We start from the raw sequence: 23,013 nt of genomic DNA, 5'->3' as shown, positions 1-23,013 counted from the left end.
CGACGCGAACCGCATCGTCGGCCATGCGCTGAATGCCTATGGCGTGGCCTTTGGCACGGGTCTGGGCGATGTGGCGGGCAAGGTGTTCCGCATCGGCCATCTGGGCATGCTGACCGATGTGATGGCCTTGTCCGGCATCGCCACCGCCGAGATGGTGATGGCCGATCTGGGCCTGCCGCTGACGCTTGGGTCGGGCGTGGCGGCGGCGCAGGATCATTACCGCCACAGCATTCCCGCCGCGCAGAAGGCGGCAGCATGATGAAGGACGCAGCGATGCAGATCCCGACCCTCGACGACATGCGCAGCGCCCGCGACCGGATCAGGCCGCATGTCCATGTGACCCCGGTCCTGACCAGCCGGATGCTGGACGAGATGACCGGCGCGCAGCTGTTCTTCAAATGCGAGAACCTGCAAAAGGCCGGGGCCTTCAAGGCGCGCGGCGCCAGCAATGCGGTCTTTGGCCTGTCGGATGCGCAGGCCGCGCGCGGGGTGGCCACCCATTCCAGCGGCAATCACGGCACCTGTCTGGCCTATGCCGCCGGACGCCGTGGCATTCCCTGTACCGTGGTCATGCCGCACACCGCCCCGCAGGCCAAGAAGGATGCCGTGCGCGGCTATGGCGGCATCGTGGTGGAATGCGAGCCCTCGACCACCTCGCGCGAGGCGGTGTTCGCGCGCGTGGTGGAAGAGACGGGGGCCGAATTTGTGCATCCCTATAACGATCCGCGCGTGATTGCGGGGCAGGCAACCTGTTCGGCGGAACTGATCGAACAGGTTGAGGGGCTGGATGCTGTTGTGGCGCCCATCGGGGGCGGCGGGATGATTTCCGGCACCTGTCTGACGCTGTCAAACCTTGCGCCGCAAGTGAAAATCTATGCCGCCGAACCCGAACAGGCCGATGACGCCGCGCGCAGCTTTCGCGCCGGTCACATCATCGCCGATGATGCGCCAGACACCATCGCGGACGGTCTCAAGGTGCCGCTCAAAGATCTGACATGGCATTTCGTGAAAAACCACGTCACCGACATTCTGACCGCATCCGAAGATGAGATCGTCGAGGCGATGAAGCTGACTTGGAAGCGCATGAAGATCGTGATCGAGCCAAGCTGCGCTGTGCCGCTGGCAGTCATTCTGAAAAACCCCACCGTATTTGCCGGCAAACGTGTCGGCGTCATCATCACGGGCGGCAATGTCGATCTCGACCGCCTGCCGTGGATGGAAGGAGTTATGCCATGAACGCACCCGTCATTTTTGACCAGTTAGAGGTTGGTTTCGATGTTCCCGCCGTACCGGGAATGGATGAGGCGGATATTCAGACGCCTTGCCTGGTCCTTGATCTGGACGCGCTGGAACGCAACATCAAGAAGATGGGCGATTACGCCAGGGCACACGGCATGCGTCACCGCAGCCACGGCAAGATGCACAAATCCGTCGATGTGCAGAAATTACAGGAATCGCTGGGCGGCGCCGTTGGCGTCTGCTGTCAGAAGGTGTCCGAAGCCGAAGTGTTCGTGCGCGGCGGCATCAAGGATGTGCTGGTCAGCAATCAGGTCCGCGACCCTGCCAAGATCGACCGTCTGGCGCGTCTGCCGTTGATGGGCAGCCGGATCCTTGTGTGCGTGGACGATGTGGCCAATATCGCCGATCTGTCGGCAGCGGCGCAAAAATACGGCACTCAGCTTGAGATTTTTGTGGAAATCGACTGTGGCGCGGGTCGTTGCGGCGTGAAAACCACCGAAGCGGTGGTCGAGATTGCCAAGGCGGCTGACGCAGCACCGGGTCTGAAATTCAGCGGCATTCAGGCCTATCAGGGCGCAATGCAGCACATCGACAGCTTTGATGAGCGCAAGACCAAGCTGGAGGCCGCGATTGCACAGGTGCGCGACGCCGTGGACGGTCTGAAAGCGGTGGGGCTGAAATGTGAGCTGGTATCCGGCGGCGGAACCGGAAGTTATTATTTCGAGTCAAATTCAGGCGTTTACAACGAATTGCAATGTGGCAGCTATGCCTTTATGGACGCCGATTACGGGCGGATTCTGGACCAGAACGGCAATCGCATCGACAAAGGCGAATGGGAAAACGCGCTGTTCATCCTGACCTCGGTGATGAGCCATGCAAAAGCCGACAAGGCCATCGTGGATGCGGGTCTCAAGGCGCAATCTGTCGATAGCGGTCTGCCGGTCATCTATGGCCGCGACGATGTGAAATACATCAAGTGCAGCGATGAACATGGCGTCGTCGAAGATCTGCAAGGCGTGCTGAAGGTCAATGACAAGCTGCGCCTGATCCCCGGCCACTGCGACCCGACCTGCAATGTCCACGACTGGTATGTCGGCGTCAGGGGCGGCAAGGTCGAGGTCGTCTGGCCCGTCTCCGCCCGCGGAAAGGCCTATTGATGCAGACCCAATCCCCCCTGCTGATCGTCCCAGAACATCTGATCGCGGACCTGATTTCGGCCCAGGACTGCTTTTCGGCGGTCGAACAGGTGTTCGCCGCGATGGCGCGCGATACGGCCTATAACTTCCCCGTCATCCGCGAGGCGATCGGCCATGCCGACGCGCTGTACGGGTTTAAGTCGGGGTTCGACCGGGAATCGCTGGCGCTTGGGCTGAAATCGGGCGGGTTCTGGCCGCGGAACGCCGACAAGGGCCTGACGAACCACCAATCGACTATCTTCCTGTTCGACGCCGATACCGGGCGGTGCCGCGCCGTGGTGGGCGGCAACCTATTGACGGCGCTGCGCACGGCGGCGGCGTCGGCAGTGTCGATCCGGCATCTGGCGCGGGCTGATGCGCGGGTGCTGGGCATGATCGGCGCCGGGCATCAGTCGACCTTCCAGCTGCGCGCGGCGCTGGATCAGCGGCCCTTCGACAAGGTCGTCGGCTGGAACCTGAACCCCGCCGATCTGGACCGACTGGCCAAGGTCGCCAGCGAACGCGGCATCCCGTTCCAGGCGGTCGACCTGGACCAGTTGGGCGCGCAGGCGGACGTGATCATCACGATCACCTCGTCATTCGCGCCGATCCTGCAGGCCGCACAGGTCCGGCCCGGCACGCATCTGGCCTGCATGGGCACCGACACGAAAGGCAAGCAGGAGGTCGAGGCCGCCTTGCTGGCCAAGGCCTCGGTCTTTACCGACGAGGTCGCCCAGTCCGTCACCATCGGAGAGGCGCAGCACGCCGTGGCACAGGGTCTGATCGCGGACGGCGACATCACCCAGATCGGCGCGGTCATCAACGGGGAACGACCGGGCCGGGTGTCGGACGATCAGATCACCCTGTTCGACGGCACCGGGGTGGGCCTGCAGGACCTGGCGGTCGCATCGGCCGCCGTCGATCTGGCGGTCGAACGCGGCGTCGCCATTAAGATCCAGATCTAGCCAGTACCCGCGCGCGCCCGCCCGTCACCGGGCGCGCGCGGGGCCAAGGTCATTTGGCCTGACGCGCGAGGTTGTGTCGCAAACTTTGTGGGACTCTAGGATCGGGTATTTCTGGCCAATCCACATTAACTGCGCACTTCATCTGGCCGATCGTTTAGCACCACTATTGCGCTGATACATATCCCTCCCTATCCATCAGTTTGCTTTGGCAGAGGTGGTTAGGCCAAGGTGCCAAAAAATTAAGGCGATGTCAGAAAAGCCAGCGGTTTTCTTGCAATCCGACAGCACGGCGTTAGCGGATCACCGGAGCACCAGAAAACTCGTTGCGAAAATCAAAGCAACTTTGCAGGTCGTCCCCATGCTTTTCCTTACCGACAACAAGGTGGCTCAGGAAGCATAGGCGCCCGGATGTGAGCGGCCGTTCATGCTGTGGGAAGCACTAGCAGCGGCTCCGGGCTCTTCGCGTCGATGCCGTTTTGCAGCTGTGAGGACCTTTCCCAGGGGGTGTGGTGATAGTGGGAACCGCAGTTGCCGAACCCGAAGACAGCCTGCGAGTGTCAAGCATAAACGTCATTCTGACCTTTTGTCGGACCAAAAGGTCATACTGCTTTCTTAGGCGGAAAAACGCATCCACAAGCGGCCGTTCCAAAGCTGCAACGCGGATGAAAGAATGCCCGCTTCTTCGGTCCTCTTCTCACAGTGTTCAAAAACGATCGTTTGCGCAACAGCGTCAAACGTGTTGCAAAAGCCGTCGCAAAGGCGAATTTTGCCACATGCCCATTATGGGCTGGCTTTTGCAACATCGGAGAAGCGGGCGATGGCGGTAGTGGGCTATTCCAGGGTATCGACCAGCAGTCAGGAGCATCGTCTGCAACTTGATGCTCTGAAGGCAGCAGGGTGCGACTACGTTGTCTCAGAGGTCGGAAGCGGAGCGGACGAGAACGCCCGGCCACAGTTGCAACGCCTGCTATCCAATCTTTCCAACGATGACACCCTTGTTGTCTGGCGGCTGGACAGGTTGGCGCGGAGTGTCAAAGAGCTGATCGCAATTGCCAACGAGCTTTCCGAACGGAAGGTTCGCCTGCGGTCCCTGAATGAACAAATCGACACGACCACGCCGCAGGGCAGGATGATGTTTCATGTCTTCGCGATGATCGCTCAGTTTGAGCGTGACCTGATCGCAGACAGGACGCGGGCAGGGTTGGAAGCCGCCCGCGCGAGTGGCCGGATCATAGGACGCCGGCGCCTGTTGGCGCCCGCGCAGATTGCCCAAGCCCAGGCATGGTTGGCATCCAAGCAAATGACCCAAGCTCAGGCAGCCAAGGCGCTTGGCGTCAGTCGCGCTACCCTCATACGGGCTATTTCTCCGGTTAAGGGGTATGGCGAATGATCGGTGCTTTCGCAGTCTTGGCTTTGACGCAGATGATCGGACCTAGCACCCTACCAGCTACCCCCCAAGCTCTGCATCTTTGCCTGTTCCCGGAGGAGCCTGTCGTCGATGAAGGGTTGGCAGCTGAGTACGGCATCTCACCAAAAGACGAATATGATAGATATTTCAGTGATCTAAATGCCTATCTTGTATGCCTTCAAGACTCACACGCTGACACGATTGAGCGGGGCACAGTCTGGTACGACCGATATAAAGAAACGTTTGAAGTGAACCATATTGAATGATTCAACATTTCATTTATCCTGTCAGGCGATGTTTTCGTATGCTACTGCGCTTCAAAGGAGGTCGATGATGCGATTGAAGGTGCTTGGAGCGGTCGTCTGTGCCGCCACGGCTTTGGCATCAGCCCCTAAAGCTGACGCCTACTCTATCGACTGCGCGATCCTGCTTTGTCTGGCGGGTGGCTTTCCTGCGTCAGCCGAATGCACAGCAGCGCGGGCAGAAATGATCCGTCGCGTGACGCCCTGGCCGATTGAGCCACCTTTGCAGCTTTGGAATTGCCCCATGCGGGCGAGTGGCATGCCACCGATACCCAATCTGGGCAGTGACGGACTCACGGATGATATACGAGGCTATCGCGACGGCATCGAGGTCTATCACGTCAACTACCGTGGACAGCGCAACAGCGAAGGGATCGAAATCAACGATTCAACGCAGCGCGGGGTTTATGACACGGAAGGACAGTTTCGTTGGGTTGGCATCCGTCTCGGAAATACCCCGGCATGGGTCCAAGATCGCGTTGGCTATCGCGGCGGAGAGCAAGCCGGGACACGCCGGGGCATCGTCATGCGAACGCGGGACCACACCGGCCAGGTTTCCGAAGTCATATGGCAGACCTACTGATGCTGGTAGTTGGCCGCCGACCCACGCACTATCAATTGCCGCACCTGCCCCTCTGTCGTAGGCTGTGCGGCAAAATGCCCGCAAAGGGAGGGACGAGCAGAATCAGATAAAACCACCAGCCCAAAAGGAAACCCCCCGCGCGGGGGTCCGCACGAGGGGGCTTGGGTTTGGTAACACAGGTTTGGCGACCTGAATTAGCAGCACATTTCACCTGCTATAGTTATCCTCCCACTCCCGAAAATCAAGAGCAAAAGCGCATCTGTGCGAACGGATACGGCTTGCCTGCGGACACCGCGCTTCTTGATCGAGGAGCAGCAGATGAATACCGGAGAGGCCGCAGAACGCGGCAGTTTTTTCAAACGCATAGACGGCGTTGTTAATGGCGCGCGCAGCGATAGCGGTGAAATCGACCGCAAACCCGTCCGTCGCAATTCACTCCGTGCCGGATCATGCGAAGGATCATTTTGGCGTGGGACGTCGCGTCAGGACGTGCAGAAGATGCTAATGGCAGCTCAACGGTATGACCGCGCAAACAAAGAGCCCGGCAAGCGGAACGGCCCCCTCGGAGGCATCGCCTTGGAGGTTCTGGCGCTGTTTGCCAATCTGGTAAACTTCAAGTCGGGCCGACTTGACCCGTCCCTTGATTACATCACGGACAAGCTGTGCCGGTCTCGTGACGCGGTTGTGCGGGCGCTGAAGGCGCTGCGCGATCACGGCTTTCTGGACTGGCTGCGCCGCTATGAGCCTGCCCCGAACGAAGGCCGGGGACCGCAGATCCGACAGGTCAGTAATGCCTATCGCCTGTCCGCACCAAAGCGCGCCCTTGCGCTTCTTGGGCGATGGGCTGGAAAACCAGCAGCGCCAGATGATGACCAAGCTGCCCGAGCAGATCGCGCCGCTATCGAAGCGGAGCATATCGCTACGCTCGATCTTGGGAGTTTTGCAGAGTTCGTGATCGAGGATTCGACGCTTGGAAAGGAGCTTGCCCGGTTGGGTAAAGCTATCGGTTTGCGCGAGTCTGCCAAGCGGACTGAATACCAATCTACCTCTTATTCTTATGCAGGGTCATGATGCTGACAGCACATACAGGGACGTTATCGCGTCCCTACGGCGGTTCAATCTATGAAGGATAGGCCACGTAACGGTACCCGATGCACATCAAGAGCCACCGCCAGCACTGAAGGCACGGTTGCATGGCTGTGAATAACAGCCTGTTGCGGCCGGAGAGCAATACGGGATCGTTTCAAAGAAGGAAGCGCCGGATGAATAGGGTTTTTGCAATCGCCGCACTGTGCTGCACTATCGCAGGACCAGGCTTAGCCAACAGTATTGCAGGGCAGGCTAGCGTGATCGACGGAGATACCATTGAAATCCATGGCGAGCGGATCAGGCTAGTATCCATAGACGCCCCTGAATCCCGGCAACCTTGCTTTGACCAGCAAGGCCGCGCTTGGCGCTGCGGACAGCAGGCAGCACTAGCCTTGTCAGACTTCATCGCCCGCAGGCCCGTGGCATGCCAGTCAGAGGGCAAGGACCGCTACCGTCGCATCCTTGGAGACTGTGCCGTCGCCAATGTCAGCCTGTCGGCATGGATGATCGAGAACGGTTGGGCGGTGCCCTACTACGACCGCGACCGCCGCCACGCTGCCGGTGCGGATCGGGCGAAGGCCGCACGGCGGGGGATCTGGTCTGGAGCTTTCGAGACGCCGAGTGACTGGAGAAAAATAAATTGATGGTTCAACTAGGATGATATTTTCGTTAATGCCTACACTGCCTGCAAAACAGGAGGGCATGATGAAAGAGAACCTCAAGCTGCTGTTCGATCTTCTGCCCCCACCAGGTACAAAAGGCTTTTTGGTTCTGGAGAGTCTGACCGCAACAGAGCTGCGTGAGCGGGGACAGGAAACAGAATCTGATAGCGTTATCCGGCTCAGCCTGTGCGACACCAAGGACGGGGAGAACCCGATTGCGGTCTATGAGCTTCTGCTGTCCGAAGATGAAACCCACAACCCCATCGAAGCCCATAATCGCATCAGGACCTGGGCCGCTGGCTTCATGCTTGGCGCGAAATATTCTGGTCAAACCATCGGGCTTACCATCAAGCAGACGCAGGCAACCTAACGGGCAGTCGAGGCCCGCGGAGCGGGCATGAGGTCTGACTTTCCCAATCCATCCTTGACGCCGCAGGGGGGGTTCGGGTTATGGCTGGTGTTCCCGTATTGTTCTAGTGACCATGACCCTGCACCTCAGCCCTATCAAGATCACCCTCATTGACCGGCATGTGCCTTTGGCATCCATGCCAGTTCCGGCCGGTTTTCCGTCACCCGCCGCGGATGATCTTGAGGACACGATTGACCCCATCAAGTGGGTGGTGCGGCATGAACATGCGACCTTCTGGTGGCGGGTGTCGGGCGACAGCCTGGAGGCCGAGGGCATTCTGGACGGCGACCTGATCGCCGTGGATCGGGCGGGCAAGCGCCGTCATGGCCGCATCGTCGTCGCGGTGGTCGATGGCGCCATTACCGTCAAGAAGCTCGCCAAGCGCGATGGCGTCTGGTTTCTCGATCCGCGCGCCCGTGCGGATGGCTATGCCACAATCCCGGTCACCGAGACGACCGAGATATGGGGGGTTGTCGCCGGCGTCGTCCGCCGCCTGCCCATCGAATAGGGGCATGTACGGTGGAGCAATCCGACCGACCCATTGCACTGATCGACTGCAACAACTTCTACGTCAGCTGTGAACGTCTGTTTGATGTGTCGTTGCGCGGCGTCCCCATCATTGTTCTATCGAACAATGATGGTTGTGCAGTCGCCCGTAGCGAAGAAGCGAAGCAATTTATAAAAATGGGCGACCCTGTTTTCAAAATCAGAGATTTGATAAAGAGGCATGGAGTTGTAGCATTATCAAGCAATTACACGTTGTATGGTGACGTAAGTCGTAGAGTCACCGAGGTCCTGCACAGCTATTCCCCGCGCCTTGAGACATACTCAATTGACGAAAGCTTTGTCGATTTATCCGGCTTCGGGGATCGCATGGAGGCCCATGCCGCACGGATGCGGGATGCGGTCAGAACCGAGACCGGCATTCCAACCTGCGTAGGCATCGCCCCTACCAAGACGCTTGCCAAGCTGGCGAACTATGCAGCCAAGAAGAACCCACTCTTTTCCGGCGTCTGCAATCTCATGGACCAGGACGTGCGGGACTATGTGATGCGCCGCATTCCCATCGGAGAAATTTGGGGCGTCGGGTCCGCGACCGAAGCCAAGCTGAAGGCCCAAGGGATCAACTCTGCCGCCGAGCTGCGCGACCTGCCTTTAGCTCTTGGCCGCAAGATTGGCACGGTTGTCCTGGAACGCTTGGTGGCCGAGCTGCGTGGGATACCTTGCATAGATTTTGAGGACGTGCCCCCGCAGCGTAAGGGCATGGCCGTCACCCGCTCCGCGGGCACGCCCATGACGACATTTGATGTGCTGGCGCAGGCTATCACAGCCCATGCGACACGAGCGGCAGAGAAGCTGCGTCAGCATGGCTTAGTGGCTGGCACGATGACCGTTTTCTATCACACCAACCCGCACAAGCCCGACAGGCCGCGCCATTCCTTTTCGCGCAGCATCCGTCTGCGGCCCATGTCCAATCATACGTTCGACCTGGTGGATGCCGCCGTGGCGGCTGCGCGGCGGGGCTGGAAGGGCGATCCTTCCGGCAATGGTTACGGCTATACCAAGGCCGGGATCATCCTCGATGATCTGCTGGCCGAGGCCGACCAGCCTGCCATGCTTTTTCCACCCGATCGACCGCGCGACGCGCGCCTGACGGACGCGCTCGATGCGATCAATGACCGGTTCGGAAAGAAGACGATGGTACTGGCGCGAGAGGGGGTCAGCCGGACTTGGGCGACAAAGGCCGATCATCGATCACCGCGCTACACAACCCGGATCAGCGAGCTGCCGGTCATTCAGCTGTAGCCCCTGTTTGTGGATCAGCCGGCCCGAACCAGAGCCTTCAGTTTGAGTTGACGCAAACCTGGCCCCACCTTCAGATGAGGCCACTTATCTCGAAAGGCGAGTGGATGTGTAATCTGTATAGCGCCACCATGCCCCAGGAAGCGATGCGGCGGCTGTTCAAGGATCTGACGGACAACGCAGGAAATCTGGAGCCAAGCCGGGTTTATCCCGACCAGTTTGCGCCGATCATTCGCAATGGCGCGGATGGTCCCGAGCTGGTCAAGGCCCGATGGGGCATGCCTTCGCCCAAGAGTGTCCTGAAGACCGAGCGCGATCCGGGCGTTACCAACATCCGCAACCTGTCATCCCCGCACTGGCGGCGTTGGCTCGGGCGTGAACATCGCTGCTTGGTGCCATTGACCAGCTTTTCAGAGCCAAGGGGCAAGGGCAAAGGCTTCCAGTGGTTTGCGCCCGTGGACGAGGGACCGATCTTCTTTGCCGGGATCGAGACGCGCGGCTGGAAATCAGTCCGCAAGGTAAAGGACGGGGAGACGACAGATGATCTGTTCGCCTTTCTCACCAGCCCACCCAATGCAGAGGTTAGCGAAATCCACCCTAAGGCCATGCCCGTTATCCTGACAACGCCGGAGGAATGGGATGCCTGGCTTGGTGGGATCGCAGCGCCCGAGCTGCAGCGACCGCTGCCAGCCCACATTCTCCAAGTAAGTCGCTGATTTCGCTGTCGTAATCGTGATATTTCGCATATAAATCATGGCGTTGACGGCTGCGAGGGGCGCGTTTCATGGATCACCTGGAGGGTGCGGGCTTGGCGCGGGGAGATCGGGTTGATTTCGACCGCCGTGTGCGTCTGGAGTTCCGTGGTGCGCAGATCAGTTCAGACGGTGGCCTGCTGGTGATGCGCGAGCTTGATGACGTGCTCGGCCTGTCCAATCTGGCGTCGGAGGCGCTGCGAGACAGCCGCACCGGGAAGAACACGCTCCATCGGCTTGACGGATTGTTCCGGCAATCGGTGTTCGGACGACTGGCCGGATACGAGGATGTGAACGATGCCGACCGCTTGGCCCTCGATCCCGTGATGCGTCAGGTCGTTGGCGGCAGGGCCGTCGAGGCGCAAGCTGCTTCGGCATCGCAGATGGGACGGTTCGAGACCGAGACGCTGGCTCTGGCCGCGAACCGGGCGGCGCTGGCCGATCTGAACGGCCAATGGATCGACCGGTTTCATGACCGCAACGGGTTGAAATACATCGTGCTGGACATGGACAGCTCGGTCAGCCCCACCCACGGCGATCAGGAAGGTGCTGCCTGGAACGGGCATTTCGACTGCACCTGCTATCACCCCATCTTCTTGTTCAACCAGTTTGGCATGCTGGAGCGCTGCGCCCTGCGTAACGGCAATGTCCACAGCGCCGATGGCTGGCGGGATGTCCTTGATCCCGTCATTGCCCGATATGCTGGCCGCGACCTTGGTGGACGCTTCTTCCGGGCCGACGCTGCCTACGCGATCCCCGCGATCTATATGCGGCTGGAAGAAGCCAGGTTCTTCTACGCCATCCGTCTGCCCGCCAACGCCGTCTTGCGCGAGAAGATCGCGCATCGGCTGACACGGCCCGTGGGACGGCCTTCGCTGACCAAGGTCAAACGGTTCTTCGAGGACTTCGAGTATCAGGCGGCGTCCTGGGACAAGCCGCGCCGCGTCATCGCCAAGATCGAATGGCATCCGGGCGAGCTGTTCCCCAAAGTCGGCTTCATCGTCACCAACCTGCCGATGGAGCCAGACTGGGTGGTGAGGTTCTACAACCAGCGCGGCACCGCAGAGCAGCACATCAAGGAAGGCAAATATGCCTTTCGCTGGACGCGGCTGTCATGCCGGAAGTTCCGGCACAACGAGGTGCGGCTGCAACTGCACGCGCTGGCCTACAACCTGGCAACCTTCCTGCGCTGCATCGAACTGCCCGAGGCCATGGCGGACTGGTCGTTGACCAGCCTGCAACTCAAGCTGATCAAGATCGGCGCCCGCGTCGTCCGCCACGCCCGCGCCATTACCTTCCAGTTGGCCGAGGTCGCCGTCACCGGCCCGATGGTGCGGGCCGTCCTTGCCGCCATCCGCCGTCTTCGAACGCCTCCGTCATGCGCATGACCACGATCCATGCCCAAGCTGAACGAAAGCGGCAGGACAGGTCCGTCTGCCGCGCGGAAAAGCGGCTCTGCCGGGCCAGAATGCTGCGGGTTCGAGGCTTGATCCACCCGACTTCGGCCGTTTGCGCGACGACAGACACCGCTCGGGGCGAAAAACGCTTGCCCAGCGAGCAAAATCAGGCGATCTTGAAGTCAAGCGGCAGGCCACTTGGGAAATGTCGGATGATGCAGCGAGCTTGTGCTATAATTCTTGGGCAATTATCGTGTGGTCTGGCTTTTAAGTTCCCGGGCCACATGCCTCATGTTCTCAAAAAAATAAACTTAACACGATGGATTACAAATAATGCCCCTCAAAGCAATCGCTTTTGACGCCTATGGGACCCTATTCGATGTTTATTCGGTTAGCTCCATGGCCGAGGAGCTGTTTCCCGGAAAAGGCGCGCAACTGGCTGCTCTCTGGCGTGACAAACAAATCGAATACACCCGCTTGCGCACCCTTTGCCACCAATACGCGGACTTCTGGCAGGTGACAGGCGACGCGCTGGATTATTCTTTTACGGCACTGGGCCTAGATCTGGCGCCTAGCTCACGAAACCGCCTGATGGGGCAATACGCCGAGCTTTCGGCCTTTTCCGAGAACGCCGGACAATTAAAGCGTCTCAAGGATGCTGGGATCGCCCTGTCGATCTTGTCAAACGGAACGCCCTGGATGCTCGATCAAGCGCTGAAAGCCTCCGGGCTTGACGAATATTTCGAGCATGTTCTGAGCGTCGACGCCGTCAAACGATTTAAGACAGCGCCGGAAGCCTACCAAATGGGACCGGATACCTTTGGCTGTGACGCGACCGATATCCTATTCGTTTCCTCGAACTGCTGGGACATTTGCGGGGCAACTTGGTTCGGTTACCGCACCATCTGGCTCAATCGATACGGGCTTCCATTGGAACGCCTTGGTGTCAAGCCGCACCAAATTGGGGCGTCGTTGAAAGATGTTGCGGACTATGCCATGGAATTGAACAACTGACATTCCAATTCCAATTCCAAATCAGACACAACTCCCGACAGTGCCATAGATGATATTTCGGCGCTGACCTCCAAAATTTCTGTCTGACTATGAGTTGAATGCTCGAAAAGGAATATAAATTTGCTGATCCAACGTCCGAAGTGATCTTCCACGCCTACCCGCAATCCCCTGTGGCGGAGAAAGTTAGGGTCGTGTTTGCATCAAAGGACTTGAATGGCGCAGCGTGGAAATTCCGCGCCTGCCACCCAAACCAATGCTGACCGCCCTTACCGGTGGGTATCGATGCACACCGGTTATGCAAATTGGTGCGGACATTTACTGTGATAGCCAGTGTATTATCGGCGAACTTGAACGGCGCCACCCTTCCCCCACCCTAATGCCCACGTCCGAGCAGGGTTTGATGTGGTGCCTCGGCAGATGGACGGACAGGACCTTGTTTGACCAGACAGTGCGACACGTTCTGGGAGCCGCTGGCTATAGTCAGGATAAGGACTTTGCTGCGGATCGCGGGCGCCTTTATCTTGGCGAAGACTGGGCCAGATGGGGCTTTGGCGCTGATTGAAGAACCGGTGTAAGTCTGCCGCCTCTACGAACGAATTTGTGCCAGCATACTAAGCAGGTCCAAATTGTTCTGCGTTTGCTTGAACGTGCGTCCGAACGTAATCAACCCAGTTTGGGTACCAGTACCAAGCTCCGTCTGCCAAGGTGATGCCATAAGACTTGCCTGCAGCTTTCGCATCTGAAGCTTTCCACAACTGTGTATGATGATGAGCCTTGAAGCGAGGGTAGCCCTCCTGTTGCAACAGGGCGACAATTTGACCTGGTTTTAATTTCGGCTTCTCGACTTCTTTCAAAGCTAGCCGCACATGGTCACCTTTTTCTGTTCCTGGGCGCAGAAACTCAACAACTTGATCTGCCTTGCCACGAGAGTTTACTGCTTGCTCAATATAGGCGACACGATAAGAATAACGAGGATCGGAAACAATTTCGTCAGAAATTCCGTTTTCAAAGGCCGTATGTGCCGCCTGAATGTGCGCTGGCATATCAGTGTCAGATAGCAGCAAGTCTCGTTGATCCCGAGAAATTCCGCTAAACTGCAATGCAAGAGCAAGGTCTCGATCAAGTCCGTTCTGCGCGCCAGAGAGTTCTTTAATAGACCTATTGAAATTAAGACAGCAAGCTTGAAGCTTTGCTGATATAGCGTCGTCAATCCGGTTCGTTAATTGGTGCTCGATCTCATGCCGAATAGCAATCAAGAATCGAAGGTTTGCTACGGAAGGCGCATCAAGAGGACAGTCAGCATGGTCTATGCAAGCCTCAAGCTCCCAATGTTTATCAGCGCCGTGCCGCGTTCGCAAAACGGTCTCAACACCATCTACCATTCTCTTATATCGGATATCTATTCCGTTCCGACGATAGTACCAGTGAAGAAGGTAAGTGTAAGCAATCACGGCAATGACAATAAACGTCTCACTCTTAAAGTAGGCGCGAGGATTGTTGAAACCTTGTACCGCTTGGATCATCGCCTCCCGCGCCTTTAATAGTAGCTCGTCTCCCTTTAGATGGGCTCCGGTAGCAGGGTCGATCTGCGGCCAAGATGCGAGAAAAGCATCGAATTCTGCTTGGGTCGCCGCGAGTGTGTTTCTGTGTTTGGTCTGATTGCGGATTTCTGAGATGCGGGCATGATTGATGCTTCGTGTGGGCCTAGTAAAAAACGCTAGGATGTCTTGGTCATTCAGTCCACCAGACGAAATCATCTTTTTGATGATCGCGATCTCCCACCGTTCCAGCTTATTTACAACGTTACGTCTCGGTTCCTGCGCCACGGCATCAATACCTTCTCTCAACTGAATCCATGAAAGTGAAAGTCGTCATATTGCCTGTCGTACATACGCTTCTGAGCGTTCCTGATTCAGCTTAAAGAGACGGGCTAGAATTTCATCATCGGTCAGCTGGCCCGCGCGCCATTCGTTGCGCCAGCCATAGGCATCGGCAACGGCGGCATCCAGATCGGCATGAGCATGGGTCAGCCAGGCTGGGCGTTGGTTATATAGGTTCGTCAGGGTGCGTTTCTTTAATTCCTTTTCCGCATTGCCATCGACGGGCAGTATGCGATCAGGATAGCCCGGCACAACCTCGGGGACGCGGCGCACCAGATCGGACGGGTTCAGCCAGTTTTCGCGCAGTTCGTTCAGGCGGGCGGCAGCCTTGGCGATGGCCTGCGCGCGTGGGTCGGCGGCATAGTCAGCGGCGGGAATGTTAGGCGTCAGGCCCTGCGGAAAGGGGAAGGTTTCAAAGGTGGTCGAAGGGGTGTAGCGGGGATCATTGCCCACCCCAAGAAAGGTGCCCATCCGCAGCGACCAGAGTTCATGAAAGCTGGAATGCAGGATGCCAAAGGTGGTATCATCGTCGCGTGCGATAGCGTCTGTTGCGGTATCAGGAACAGTGGATTTAGGTTGCCAAGTGAATATTCGATATTTTGAAACCCTCGGGGTAATAATATATCGATCAAATGCCGATATCTGCTCTCTCAACCTGTTCCTCGGGCGCTCATATTTCCACCATATTTCTTTAGTCTTTTCGTTCCTAATTTGCTGCCTATATGGATAGACAAAGCTTTTTGCCCAAGTGAAGGGTAGCTCATAAAGCGAAGCGTTGGCCTCTGTGTTTTGATCGCTCAAATCTATAACCCAACGATCCTCTGGCCTTCTTACGATGTCCATCGCGTTCACCAGTCGCTTCAAAACATCTGCGTTAGAGCGTCCATTTGGGTTTACTGGGCTAATCAGCCATAGTCTTGCGGTGTCCCCAGGAACGTCGAAAGGACCATATTTTTTCATTCCCTCAAAGCATATACCGGAATTTTCTTTTAGCCTTTTAGCCGCCGTTAGGTCGAAGCCATGATTGTTTGAAGTTAGATCGGAAAGTATTTTCTCAGCCGCTTTGCCGTTTAAGTTTATGCTTAATGAATTGGATTTTTTAACAAAGCAAACCAAAGAGACGCGCAATGCAGCGCCCTCAACCGTCCATGGCTCATCGCTCCAAGCGTCAAAAATGCGCCCACTATCAACGATAGGCTTTAAGACCTCGCGGTTAGCTCCACCCCGGATCGAGTTCGTCGCCACAAGCCCGGCACGACTTAGCGCGCCCGCTTGCATCTGTTGCCACGCCTTGGCGAACCAATAGCAGACCAGATCGGCCGCCCCCGGCACGGCAGGCCACGCAGCGCGCAAGCGTGTAGCGTAATCCTCTCCCAATTCTCCAATCATTCTGCTTGTACCCAAGAACGGGGGGTTGCCTACAACAACATCTACGGTTGGCCACTCGGCTGGCCTACCATCAGAGGCCAGTACAGCATCGCGATTGTCGATTGTCGCTAGCGGCCGAAGGATTGGGTTACGCGCAGCCTCGAACCCGTTGCGACGCATCCATTGAATTTCGCCGATCCAGACTGACACGCGGGCCAGTTCGGCGGCATAGGGGTTTAATTCAATCCCATAGACGCATTCCGGCCCGACACGGGGAAAGCCGCGCGGCAGGCCCATCGCCTCGGCATCCAGATTGATGCGGTGTTCGGTGTCCTTCAGCGCCAACAGGGATAGATACAGGAAATTTCCCGATCCGCAGGCCGGGTCCAGCACCCGGAAATTCGCCAGCCGTTCCAGAAAGGCATCCTTCAGCGCCTCGGCCTGTTTTGTCGCGCGGGTGCGGGCGGCGGGGGACTTCGCGGCCTGTGCCTTGTCCAGCGCATCGGTGATGCTGGCGCGCACCGCATCCCATTCCGCCAGCAAGGGGCGGATGATGACGGGTTCGACAATCTGCATGATCTTGTCGCGGTCGGTATAGTGCGCGCCCAACTGGCTGCGCTTATCTGGGTCCAGTCCGCGTTCAAACAGCGTGCCCATGATGGATGGGTCGATTTCTGACCAATCCAGCCGGGCGGCGGCCACCAATTCCTTGATGTCGATGGCCTCAAGCGGCAGGGCGTCCGCATGGTCAAACAGTCCGCCGTTGAACCATTCCACCTGTTCGAACCCAACACGCCCGCCCGATTGCATGGCCTTGAACAGGGTGCCCGCATCCACTTCGAACATGCCAGGATCGCGCTCCGCGCCTTCGATCATGCGCTGAAACATGCGGTTTGGCAGGAGGTTCACATCTTCTGCAAACATGCAGAAAATCAGGCGGTTCACGAAATGGGCGACGGACTGGGCGTCGTGGCCGCGCTGCCGCAGGTTCATCGCAAGGGTCGCAAAGCGGCTAGCGGCTTCCTCGGTCAGGGCCTGACGGGTTTTGGACGGGCGCAGGCGTTCAGGGTCAGTAAAGGCGGCTTTCAAAAGGTCGCGTTTTGTCGCGTCGGCAAGTTCGTCCAGCGCAATCTTATGCACTCGGTAGACAGTATTGGTCCAGTTCGTGTGGATTTCGATGCGGTCCATATCTGACACGATCAGAAGGGGCGGATTATCCAGTGCAAGTGTATATTGTTGAAGCTGAGATAAGGCTTCTTTCAGATTCTTGCGCTTACCCTTGTATTCCCAGGCAAAACATTCCTTGCGCCACACATCGGCCCAACCCTCACCCCCACTGGTCTTGCTCGCGCCCCGCTCGAACATATACCAATCGCCTTTGGGGTCTGCCGTTACCGGATCTTCGACGTCCAGCAGGCGGCACAGGTCCAGAAAATGCGCCTGCGATGCGCTGCGTTCTTTGAGTTCGACGTTCTGCCATTTTGCAATGAAGCTGTGCGGTGTCATGGTCCCTCCGGTTGAGACATATGAATGTGCAAGAGGGGCGGCGGCAAGCCGGGAAACCTTTAGCGGCGTCCCTCGTGTTGGTCGGTCTAGGGCTGATCGCCCTGGACCGACCAACACGAGGGACCGCGCTCTAGGCTTGGCCGGCTGCACCGGCCTGCGCCCCGAGCCTATCCCCCTGCCCCTCCTTTGCGCCTGATCCCGCGCGGCCTGTCTCTCCGAGCCAGTCCGCGCGGTGGCGCAATAGTCGGCCCAGGGCGATAGTCTCGGCCCTTCGGGTCACGATCGCTCGCGCAAGGGCCAGCCTGCCCACAGGACGTCTCGCCTTCCTTCGCTCTATGAAGGCGCGTCCAGCTCGACGCCTGCAAGGCCCTGCCCTTCCGTTCGTCAGTCAGGGCTGGACAGGGCTGGCATAGGGCACCCGGTTGTCCAGTCGCGCGCCGGGAACGACCTTGGGAGTGAAGGCGCGGGACCGGAGCAGGCTGTAAGCGAGACCACAGGGATCGAGCGTCAGCCTGTGGGCAACCGGGTGCCCTGTGACAGCCGATGCAGCAGAGCTACCCCCCTTCCCTTTCCAGAATACCAAGATCCCCGCGCAAGCGCGGTGATCGCCCCTCCGGGGGGATTTGGACAAGCCAAACGCCCCCTGCGTGGCGTTCCTTATCGCGACGGGACGGGCCTGACTGTCACCCTTCGGCCTGGTCGCGTCCTGCGCCTGACAGATCGTCCCCATCCACCCAAGGGGCTTTCGCGGCATATCCTTGCCCCTGCGGGCCTACGGTATTCCACGGTCCCCTTGTGCGTCTGTGACCGATCCGTCCTGCTGGTCCTTGCGCGACCGACCCGAAGGCTGACGAAGAAGTCAGGCCAGGCGCCGATCCGCGACCGTCACCAATACGGACACCGCGTTGCGGTGACAGTTTCTTTTTTGGCCCCTTGCGGGGCTGTGCGCTCCCTCCCCTCAGGCATCAAAAGAAGCCCGAAGGGGGTGCCTCGGTCAAGCTATTTAGTTGCCGAAAACGGCAATAAATAAGTAGGAAAGCGTTGTTATACATAGTAAAAAGGAGGTGCGGAAGGGGCGCAGCAAGCGAACCACGCTAACCACCACAAGGAGGCCAGACATGGCTCAAGCAATCCAGACCGACACCGCCGCCGAACAGGCCCGCGACCACATGCTGCGCCTGCTGATCGCAGAGCAAAATGATGCCTTTCGGCGCTGCCTGGGCTTCGCAGCCCTGTGGCGGGACCATCATCTGAAAGGCCGCGCTGTCGTCACGCCGGGCTTCGAGGCGCTGCCCGTGGCGACTAAATCCGCGCTGATGGAGAAGGTTATCAACTTCACCGACTTCACCGAAGAAAACGACCCTTGGGAGGATCATTCCTTTGGGCGCGTGGAGGCCGATGGCTCGGCGATCTTCTGGAAGATTGACCTTTTTGACACCGCCTACACCTTCGGCGCGACGATGCCCGATTGTGCCTGTGACCCCGACCAGACGCGCCGTGTCCTGACGCTCTACCTGCCGTCCGAACACTGACCAGAGATCGGCCTGCTTTCGCTCCGTTAGCAGGCCGATGCTTCCCGCAGCTTCAACCGGAAAGGGGGTGAACACATGAGCAATGCAATCTTGGAACAGCGCCTCGCGGAAGCATGGGCGCTTGTCAGGAAGGGCGACACCTTTGGAATTGGACGCCGCTTCCTGAGCCAGCACGGGGTCAACTAAGCCCCCCTCGCCTTGTCCTGCCCTCACAGCCGGACAAGGCACAAAACAACAATAATCGCACCACATAGGAATACCAGCCATGAAAACCGAAATCATCGCCGCCGCCCCGATCCAGTATTTCCCGCTGGCCCAACTCTATGTCTCCGGCCTGAACCCGCGTCAGGATGCGGACCCGGAAGGGATCGACCTGCTGGCCGACAGCCTTGCCATGATCGGTCTGATCCAGAACCTGTCCGGCACCGTCGATGCGGATGGCCGCGTCGGCATCGTCGCCGGGGGCCGCAGGCTGCGCGCCATCGCCCGCGCAGTCGAGCGTGACCCTACCGTCACCAAGCGCCACCCTGAACTGGCATCCGTTCCCGTCCGCATCGCCCCCGACGAGGCCACCGCGCGGGCATGGGCCAGCGCCGAGAACGCCGCCCGCGAGGACTTGGCCCCCGCCGATGAAATCCGTGCCTATGGCCGGATGAAGGAGGCGGGCGCAGACGTGTCCAACATCGCCCGCAGCTTCGGCAAGACTGAAGCGCATGTTTATCGCCGCCTTGCGCTGGCCGCACTGCCCGCCCCCGTTCTGGACGCCTTGAAGGCGGGACAGATCAGCTACGGGATGGCAAAAGCCTTTACCGTGTCCCAGGACGAGGCCCTGACCTTGCAGGTTCTGGCCGAGGTGAAGGGCCGCGACCTGTCGGAACACCAGATTAAGCGCGCCTTGCAGCCCGACGCGATCAGCGGCACCGACCGCCGCGCCGTGTTTGTCGGGCTGGACGCCTACGAGGCCGCAGGCGGGCGGTTGATCCGCGATCTGTTCAGCGAAACGACCGCGCTGCACGATGCCGACCTGCTGGACCGCCTGTTCATCGAAAAACTGAAAGAGGAAGCGGCGAAGGTCGGGGAGGTCTGGAAATGGGCCGATGTTTCGACCGACAGCTATATCCCCTACGGCACCACCGAGAAGATGGACCGGGTTTACCGCGTCGAGGGCGAACTGACCGAGGAACAGACCGAGCGTTATGACGAGTTGGCCGAACTGGCGAACGGCGACGTTCTGGACGAGGCAGGCCAAGCAGAACTGGCCGAACTGATCGCAATCCTTGACGGAGATTACACCGATGCACAGCGCGCCGTGGCGGGGGTGTTCGTCTATGTGGGGAGCGATGGACGGCTTGGTGTAACCAACCCCCTTGTCAGCCCCTATGACCGGGAGGAAGCAATCGAGACGCAGGTTCTGACCGGCCACGCCGCAACGCGCCACGGCGCGGCCAGCGTCGAGGATGCCCCCAAATCGCCCTATTCCGGCGCGCTGGTCGAGGACATGAAGGCCGTGCGGCTGGCCGCGATCCAGACCGCGCTTCTGGACAAGCCGGAAATGATCTTTGACCTACTGGCCTTCGGCATGTCGCTGGCATCTGGCGTCAGCACCCATGTTTTCGACCTGTCGCCCGGACGTCCCAACAACTGCCCGAGCAAGCCCGAGGGGTTGGAGTTTTCCGAACGTCTGACCCATGCCCCTGCGGGACATGAGGCATGGAGCCGCCGGGAATTGCGGGTGGACGATCTGGCGACCGCCTTCCGCACGTTCATCGCCGCTGGCAAGAAAGCCCGCAACGCGGTGCTGGTCGAGAGCGTGGTGCGGACCCTGCCCTATGGCGCAGGTAGCGCGGAGTTCTTCGGACTGATCGAGGCCGATGCCGGGGCCGGTATCCGCAAGGTCTGGACGCCCACCGCCGAGAACTTTTTCAGCCGCGTCAGCGCCGATTATCTGGACGCGCTGCATCTGGACCTGACCGGCTGTGACCCGCAGGGGAACGGCTTCAAGGCGCACAAGGCGCAGAAGAAGGCCGAGAAAGCGCAGTGCATGGAGCGTCTGTTCAGCGATGCCGAGTATCAGAAGGCATGGCGGATCGACGCGGACAAGAAGGCCCGCATCGAGGCTTGGACCCCGGACTGCTTCTGATACAAATTAGGGCGGCAAGCGCCGCCCTAATTTCAGACAGGAAATGAGAAAATACGTAAATTAGCGAAACGCTTGTCCGTTCTAAACCCGACTTCAACCAAGGCGATATCAGTCATGAATTTCCTCTATCATCGCATCTATCTTGCCGGGTATAGTGGATGGATGATGCCGCGCCGGTTGCGTAGGATCATCCCAAGATCGCAAATTCACCGAGCTTGGTTTTTAGGTTCAACCGGCCATTTTGCAGAAAATGGCATACGATACGGGTTAGCAAATCCCCGGACACAGGAGCGGACTTGCCATGACATTTGAAGAAAGACTTTTTTCCCATGAGTGCGAACGCGACCGTATGGCGGAGACGCAAAACACTCTTTACAAATGGGCGTCGGGTTTTGCAGCATCTGTAGTCGGCAGCATTGGATACGTGGGTTTATCCATTCAGAATCCCACAGTGCCGATGGCCGCAGTATTGATCCTATTTGGCTTTCTTCTTGTCTGCCTCCTTAGAGTAGTCGAGCTGCACAACGAGATAGATAGAGCCAGGTATCGCCTTGTACATGATCTGCTGATTGTCGCGCCAACCGGACACGGCAAAGGCATTCCATTCCCAGAACGGCAATCGTCGTTCGACTGAACACCCCCCATTCCTTGTGGTGAGGAATACTGACCCCGCTTCGGCGGGGTCTTTTTTTTCTTTTAGATTGGAGCTACCACTTATTGACTGAACAACCTTAGCGACCGAACCGGAGAAGCTGATGAACGTAACTGAAATGAGCTATGCCCAACTGGAAGAACAGCGAAAGCAGATTGAAGACGCGATGCGCAATCTTGATAAAACACGCAAGACTGACGCAAAGAAGGCTGTCAGGGCAACGGCGAAGGAATACGGCTTTACCATCGAGGAACTGTTTGACTTGCCCGTCAGCCCGAAAAGCAGCGGTGCTGGAGCAAAGCCAAAGTATCGGAACCCCGAAAATCAAGACGAAACGTGGTCGGGTCGAGGACGCAAACCGCAATGGATCAAAGAGGCCGTTGAGAACGGCGCTGATCTTTCGTCGTTTGAAATCTAGGTCAGATCATGCGGGTCAGGGTTTCACCCTGGCCCGCGCGACGGGCGGCATTGTGCCCACTGCGCACGTCACGGCCAATAAATGGATGTGACACTAGCCCGTCAGAAAGTAGCGGCCCTGCGGGCCGCTTTTTTCGTTGTTCGCTTTAGTCGCCGTGCGCTGTTTTTTCTTTGTGACCTGTCCCGAACAGAAACCAGTTGGCATCTATTCCACAGCGTTTGAGGACAATCGCAAGCTCACTTGCCTTAAGGTCGCGCTCTCCAGACTCGATCTTGCAATAGGTTCGGAACGGCGTACCAATTGTTTCCGCCATGTCCCGTTGAGACATATCCGCGCTTGTCCTGACATGCTTGAGCCGATCCATAAGACTATGCTCATGCCCAAGCGAAAAGACTTCAACTTTCCTGCCGCGTGTTTCTTCTGTCATTGGTCGAAGCCCACATAAGACGGTTGTTGAATCATCTAGTAGGGATGATTGCCGATAACGGCAACAATTTATCTTTCCGTAAAAATCCACGCGTGGGGCTGTTTGCCGGGGGCGGTAGCGCGTCTATCGTGGCGGCGTCCCTCGGGGCGGGCGGTCTAGGGCTGATCGCCCTGGGCCGCCCGCCCCGAGGGACCGCGCTCTAGGCTTGGCCGGCTGCACCGGCCTGCGCCCCGAGCCTATCCCCCTGCCCCTCCTTTGCGCCTTATCCCGCGCGGCCTGTCTCTCCGAGCCA

Annotated in this window: 22 protein-coding genes and 1 pseudogene; 20 read left to right on the top strand and 3 right to left on the bottom strand. The window is 58.5% G+C overall.

Annotated features, from left to right (window positions below):
* The 16 genes and pseudogenes from EG885_RS07305 to EG885_RS23510 all read left to right on the top strand — a co-directional run.
* Positions 1-259, top strand: a pseudogene (locus EG885_RS07305) (serine--glyoxylate aminotransferase); the annotation flags it as partial.
* Positions 259-1,236: a beta-hydroxyaspartate dehydratase BhcB gene (gene bhcB / locus EG885_RS07300; RefSeq protein WP_207392224.1), complete on the top strand. Its 978-nt coding sequence runs from the start codon at positions 259-261 to the stop codon at positions 1,234-1,236. The pseudogene EG885_RS07305 and the gene bhcB, both read left to right, overlap by 1 nt.
* Complete coding sequence (bhcC, locus tag EG885_RS07295) at positions 1,233-2,396, top strand: 3-hydroxy-D-aspartate aldolase BhcC (RefSeq protein WP_131573824.1); 1,164 nt, start codon at positions 1,233-1,235, stop codon at positions 2,394-2,396. Before bhcB ends, bhcC begins: the two co-directional genes overlap by 4 nt.
* A gap of 17 nt (positions 2,397-2,413) precedes the next feature.
* Positions 2,414-3,379, top strand: a complete 966-nt coding sequence (gene bhcD, locus EG885_RS07290) for an iminosuccinate reductase BhcD (protein ID WP_131573823.1) — start codon at positions 2,414-2,416, stop codon at positions 3,377-3,379.
* 670 nt (positions 3,380-4,049) lie between these two features.
* A complete protein-coding gene (locus EG885_RS07285) occupies positions 4,050-4,769 on the top strand; it encodes a recombinase family protein (protein ID WP_242679545.1) in 720 nt (239 codons plus the stop codon).
* Entirely contained in the window at positions 4,766-5,053 is a 288-nt protein-coding gene (locus tag EG885_RS07280; protein WP_131573815.1) for a hypothetical protein, read from the top strand. The genes EG885_RS07285 and EG885_RS07280 overlap by 4 nt, the downstream gene beginning before the upstream one ends.
* 64 nt (positions 5,054-5,117) lie before the next feature.
* Positions 5,118-5,672 (top strand): hypothetical protein, encoded by a 555-nt coding sequence (locus EG885_RS07275; RefSeq protein WP_131573814.1) that lies wholly within the window; start codon positions 5,118-5,120, stop codon positions 5,670-5,672.
* Between the two features lie 318 nt (positions 5,673-5,990).
* Positions 5,991-6,743, top strand: coding sequence for a helix-turn-helix domain-containing protein (locus EG885_RS07270; RefSeq protein ID WP_131573813.1), 753 nt, complete (start codon positions 5,991-5,993; stop codon positions 6,741-6,743).
* A gap of 122 nt (positions 6,744-6,865) precedes the next feature.
* Positions 6,866-7,405 (top strand): thermonuclease family protein, encoded by a 540-nt coding sequence (locus tag EG885_RS07265; RefSeq protein ID WP_131573812.1) that lies wholly within the window; start codon positions 6,866-6,868, stop codon positions 7,403-7,405.
* Between the two features lie 58 nt (positions 7,406-7,463).
* Positions 7,464-7,793 carry a hypothetical protein gene (locus tag EG885_RS07260; protein WP_131573811.1) on the top strand — a complete coding sequence of 110 codons (330 nt, stop codon included), beginning with the start codon at positions 7,464-7,466 and terminating at the stop codon, positions 7,791-7,793.
* A gap of 112 nt (positions 7,794-7,905) precedes the next feature.
* Positions 7,906-8,340, top strand: a complete 435-nt coding sequence (locus tag EG885_RS07255) for a LexA family protein (RefSeq protein ID WP_127899893.1) — start codon at positions 7,906-7,908, stop codon at positions 8,338-8,340.
* Positions 8,341-8,351: 11 nt separating this feature from the next.
* Positions 8,352-9,638, top strand: a complete 1,287-nt coding sequence (locus EG885_RS07250) for a Y-family DNA polymerase (RefSeq protein WP_242679544.1) — start codon at positions 8,352-8,354, stop codon at positions 9,636-9,638.
* 104 nt (positions 9,639-9,742) lie between these two features.
* Positions 9,743-10,351 (top strand): SOS response-associated peptidase, encoded by a 609-nt coding sequence (locus tag EG885_RS07245; protein WP_131573809.1) that lies wholly within the window; start codon positions 9,743-9,745, stop codon positions 10,349-10,351.
* A gap of 68 nt (positions 10,352-10,419) precedes the next feature.
* Entirely contained in the window at positions 10,420-11,775 is a 1,356-nt protein-coding gene (locus EG885_RS07240; RefSeq protein ID WP_012112698.1) for an IS1380-like element ISPme1 family transposase, read from the top strand.
* 342 nt (positions 11,776-12,117) lie between these two features.
* Positions 12,118-12,798, top strand: coding sequence for a haloacid dehalogenase type II (locus EG885_RS07235; RefSeq protein WP_108130852.1), 681 nt, complete (start codon positions 12,118-12,120; stop codon positions 12,796-12,798).
* A gap of 253 nt (positions 12,799-13,051) precedes the next feature.
* Complete coding sequence (locus EG885_RS23510) at positions 13,052-13,360, top strand: hypothetical protein (RefSeq protein ID WP_341352753.1); 309 nt, start codon at positions 13,052-13,054, stop codon at positions 13,358-13,360.
* Positions 13,361-13,409: 49 nt separating this feature from the next.
* On the opposite strand, the gene EG885_RS07225 is transcribed toward EG885_RS23510, so the two are convergent.
* The gene (locus EG885_RS07225) at positions 13,410-14,624 is read right to left on the bottom strand and encodes a DUF3644 domain-containing protein (protein ID WP_242679543.1); all 1,215 of its coding nucleotides are present in this window, start codon (positions 14,622-14,624) and stop codon (positions 13,410-13,412) included.
* A gap of 45 nt (positions 14,625-14,669) precedes the next feature.
* Positions 14,670-17,552 carry a class I SAM-dependent DNA methyltransferase gene (locus EG885_RS07220; RefSeq protein WP_131573808.1) on the bottom strand — a complete coding sequence of 961 codons (2,883 nt, stop codon included), beginning with the start codon at positions 17,550-17,552 and terminating at the stop codon, positions 14,670-14,672.
* Positions 17,553-18,670: 1,118 nt separating this feature from the next.
* Here EG885_RS07220 and EG885_RS07215 point away from each other — a divergent pair.
* The 4 genes from EG885_RS07215 to EG885_RS07195 all read left to right on the top strand — a co-directional run bounded on the left by EG885_RS07215 (position 18,671) and on the right by EG885_RS07195 (position 22,294).
* Positions 18,671-19,084 carry a DUF3768 domain-containing protein gene (locus tag EG885_RS07215; protein ID WP_131573807.1) on the top strand — a complete coding sequence of 138 codons (414 nt, stop codon included), beginning with the start codon at positions 18,671-18,673 and terminating at the stop codon, positions 19,082-19,084.
* Between the two features lie 265 nt (positions 19,085-19,349).
* The gene (locus EG885_RS07210) at positions 19,350-21,224 is read left to right on the top strand and encodes a ParB/RepB/Spo0J family partition protein (protein WP_131573806.1); all 1,875 of its coding nucleotides are present in this window, start codon (positions 19,350-19,352) and stop codon (positions 21,222-21,224) included.
* A 301-nt stretch (positions 21,225-21,525) separates the two neighbouring features.
* On the top strand, positions 21,526-21,858 hold the full coding sequence (locus tag EG885_RS07200) for a hypothetical protein (RefSeq protein WP_131573804.1): 333 nt from the start codon (positions 21,526-21,528) through the stop codon (positions 21,856-21,858).
* Between the two features lie 121 nt (positions 21,859-21,979).
* Positions 21,980-22,294: an H-NS histone family protein gene (locus tag EG885_RS07195; protein WP_131573803.1), complete on the top strand. Its 315-nt coding sequence runs from the start codon at positions 21,980-21,982 to the stop codon at positions 22,292-22,294.
* A gap of 145 nt (positions 22,295-22,439) precedes the next feature.
* Here EG885_RS07195 and EG885_RS23555 read toward each other — a convergent pair whose 3' ends face one another.
* Complete coding sequence (locus tag EG885_RS23555; protein ID WP_379107699.1) at positions 22,440-22,658, bottom strand: helix-turn-helix domain-containing protein; 219 nt, start codon at positions 22,656-22,658, stop codon at positions 22,440-22,442.
* Positions 22,659-23,013: the final 355 nt, after the last annotated feature.

It is taken from the genome of Paracoccus nototheniae (assembly GCF_004335005.1).
Lineage (GTDB): Bacteria > Pseudomonadota > Alphaproteobacteria > Rhodobacterales > Rhodobacteraceae > Paracoccus > Paracoccus nototheniae.
Note: the sequence above shows the minus strand (reverse complement) of the source record. Positions and strands in the feature narration are given on the sequence as shown.

Bases quoted from the DNA above. Each gene is read 5' to 3' on its own strand.
- EG885_RS07270 (WP_131573813.1), top strand. From the start codon at position 5,991: ATGAATACCGGAGAGGCCGCAGAACGCGGCAGTTTTTTCAAACGCATA.
- EG885_RS07235 (WP_108130852.1), top strand. From the start codon at position 12,118: ATGCCCCTCAAAGCAATCGCTTTTGACGCCTATGGGACCCTATTCGAT.
- EG885_RS07265 (WP_131573812.1), top strand. From the start codon at position 6,866: ATGGCTGTGAATAACAGCCTGTTGCGGCCGGAGAGCAATACGGGATCG.
- EG885_RS07245 (WP_131573809.1), top strand. From the start codon at position 9,743: ATGTGTAATCTGTATAGCGCCACCATGCCCCAGGAAGCGATGCGGCGG.
- bhcC (WP_131573824.1), top strand. From the start codon at position 1,233: ATGAACGCACCCGTCATTTTTGACCAGTTAGAGGTTGGTTTCGATGTT.
- EG885_RS07220 (WP_131573808.1), bottom strand. From the start codon at position 17,552: ATGACACCGCACAGCTTCATTGCAAAATGGCAGAACGTCGAACTCAAA.
- EG885_RS07215 (WP_131573807.1), top strand. From the start codon at position 18,671: ATGGCTCAAGCAATCCAGACCGACACCGCCGCCGAACAGGCCCGCGAC.
- EG885_RS07255 (WP_127899893.1), top strand. From the start codon at position 7,906: ATGACCCTGCACCTCAGCCCTATCAAGATCACCCTCATTGACCGGCAT.
- EG885_RS07275 (WP_131573814.1), top strand. From the start codon at position 5,118: ATGATGCGATTGAAGGTGCTTGGAGCGGTCGTCTGTGCCGCCACGGCT.
- EG885_RS23555 (WP_379107699.1), bottom strand. From the start codon at position 22,658: ATGGATCGGCTCAAGCATGTCAGGACAAGCGCGGATATGTCTCAACGG.
- EG885_RS07240 (WP_012112698.1), top strand. From the start codon at position 10,420: ATGGATCACCTGGAGGGTGCGGGCTTGGCGCGGGGAGATCGGGTTGAT.
- EG885_RS07285 (WP_242679545.1), top strand. From the start codon at position 4,050: ATGCCCGCTTCTTCGGTCCTCTTCTCACAGTGTTCAAAAACGATCGTT.
- EG885_RS07260 (WP_131573811.1), top strand. From the start codon at position 7,464: ATGATGAAAGAGAACCTCAAGCTGCTGTTCGATCTTCTGCCCCCACCA.
- EG885_RS07195 (WP_131573803.1), top strand. From the start codon at position 21,980: ATGAACGTAACTGAAATGAGCTATGCCCAACTGGAAGAACAGCGAAAG.
- EG885_RS07280 (WP_131573815.1), top strand. From the start codon at position 4,766: ATGATCGGTGCTTTCGCAGTCTTGGCTTTGACGCAGATGATCGGACCT.
- EG885_RS23510 (WP_341352753.1), top strand. From the start codon at position 13,052: ATGCTGACCGCCCTTACCGGTGGGTATCGATGCACACCGGTTATGCAA.
- EG885_RS07210 (WP_131573806.1), top strand. From the start codon at position 19,350: ATGAAAACCGAAATCATCGCCGCCGCCCCGATCCAGTATTTCCCGCTG.
- EG885_RS07200 (WP_131573804.1), top strand. From the start codon at position 21,526: ATGACATTTGAAGAAAGACTTTTTTCCCATGAGTGCGAACGCGACCGT.
- bhcB (WP_207392224.1), top strand. From the start codon at position 259: ATGAAGGACGCAGCGATGCAGATCCCGACCCTCGACGACATGCGCAGC.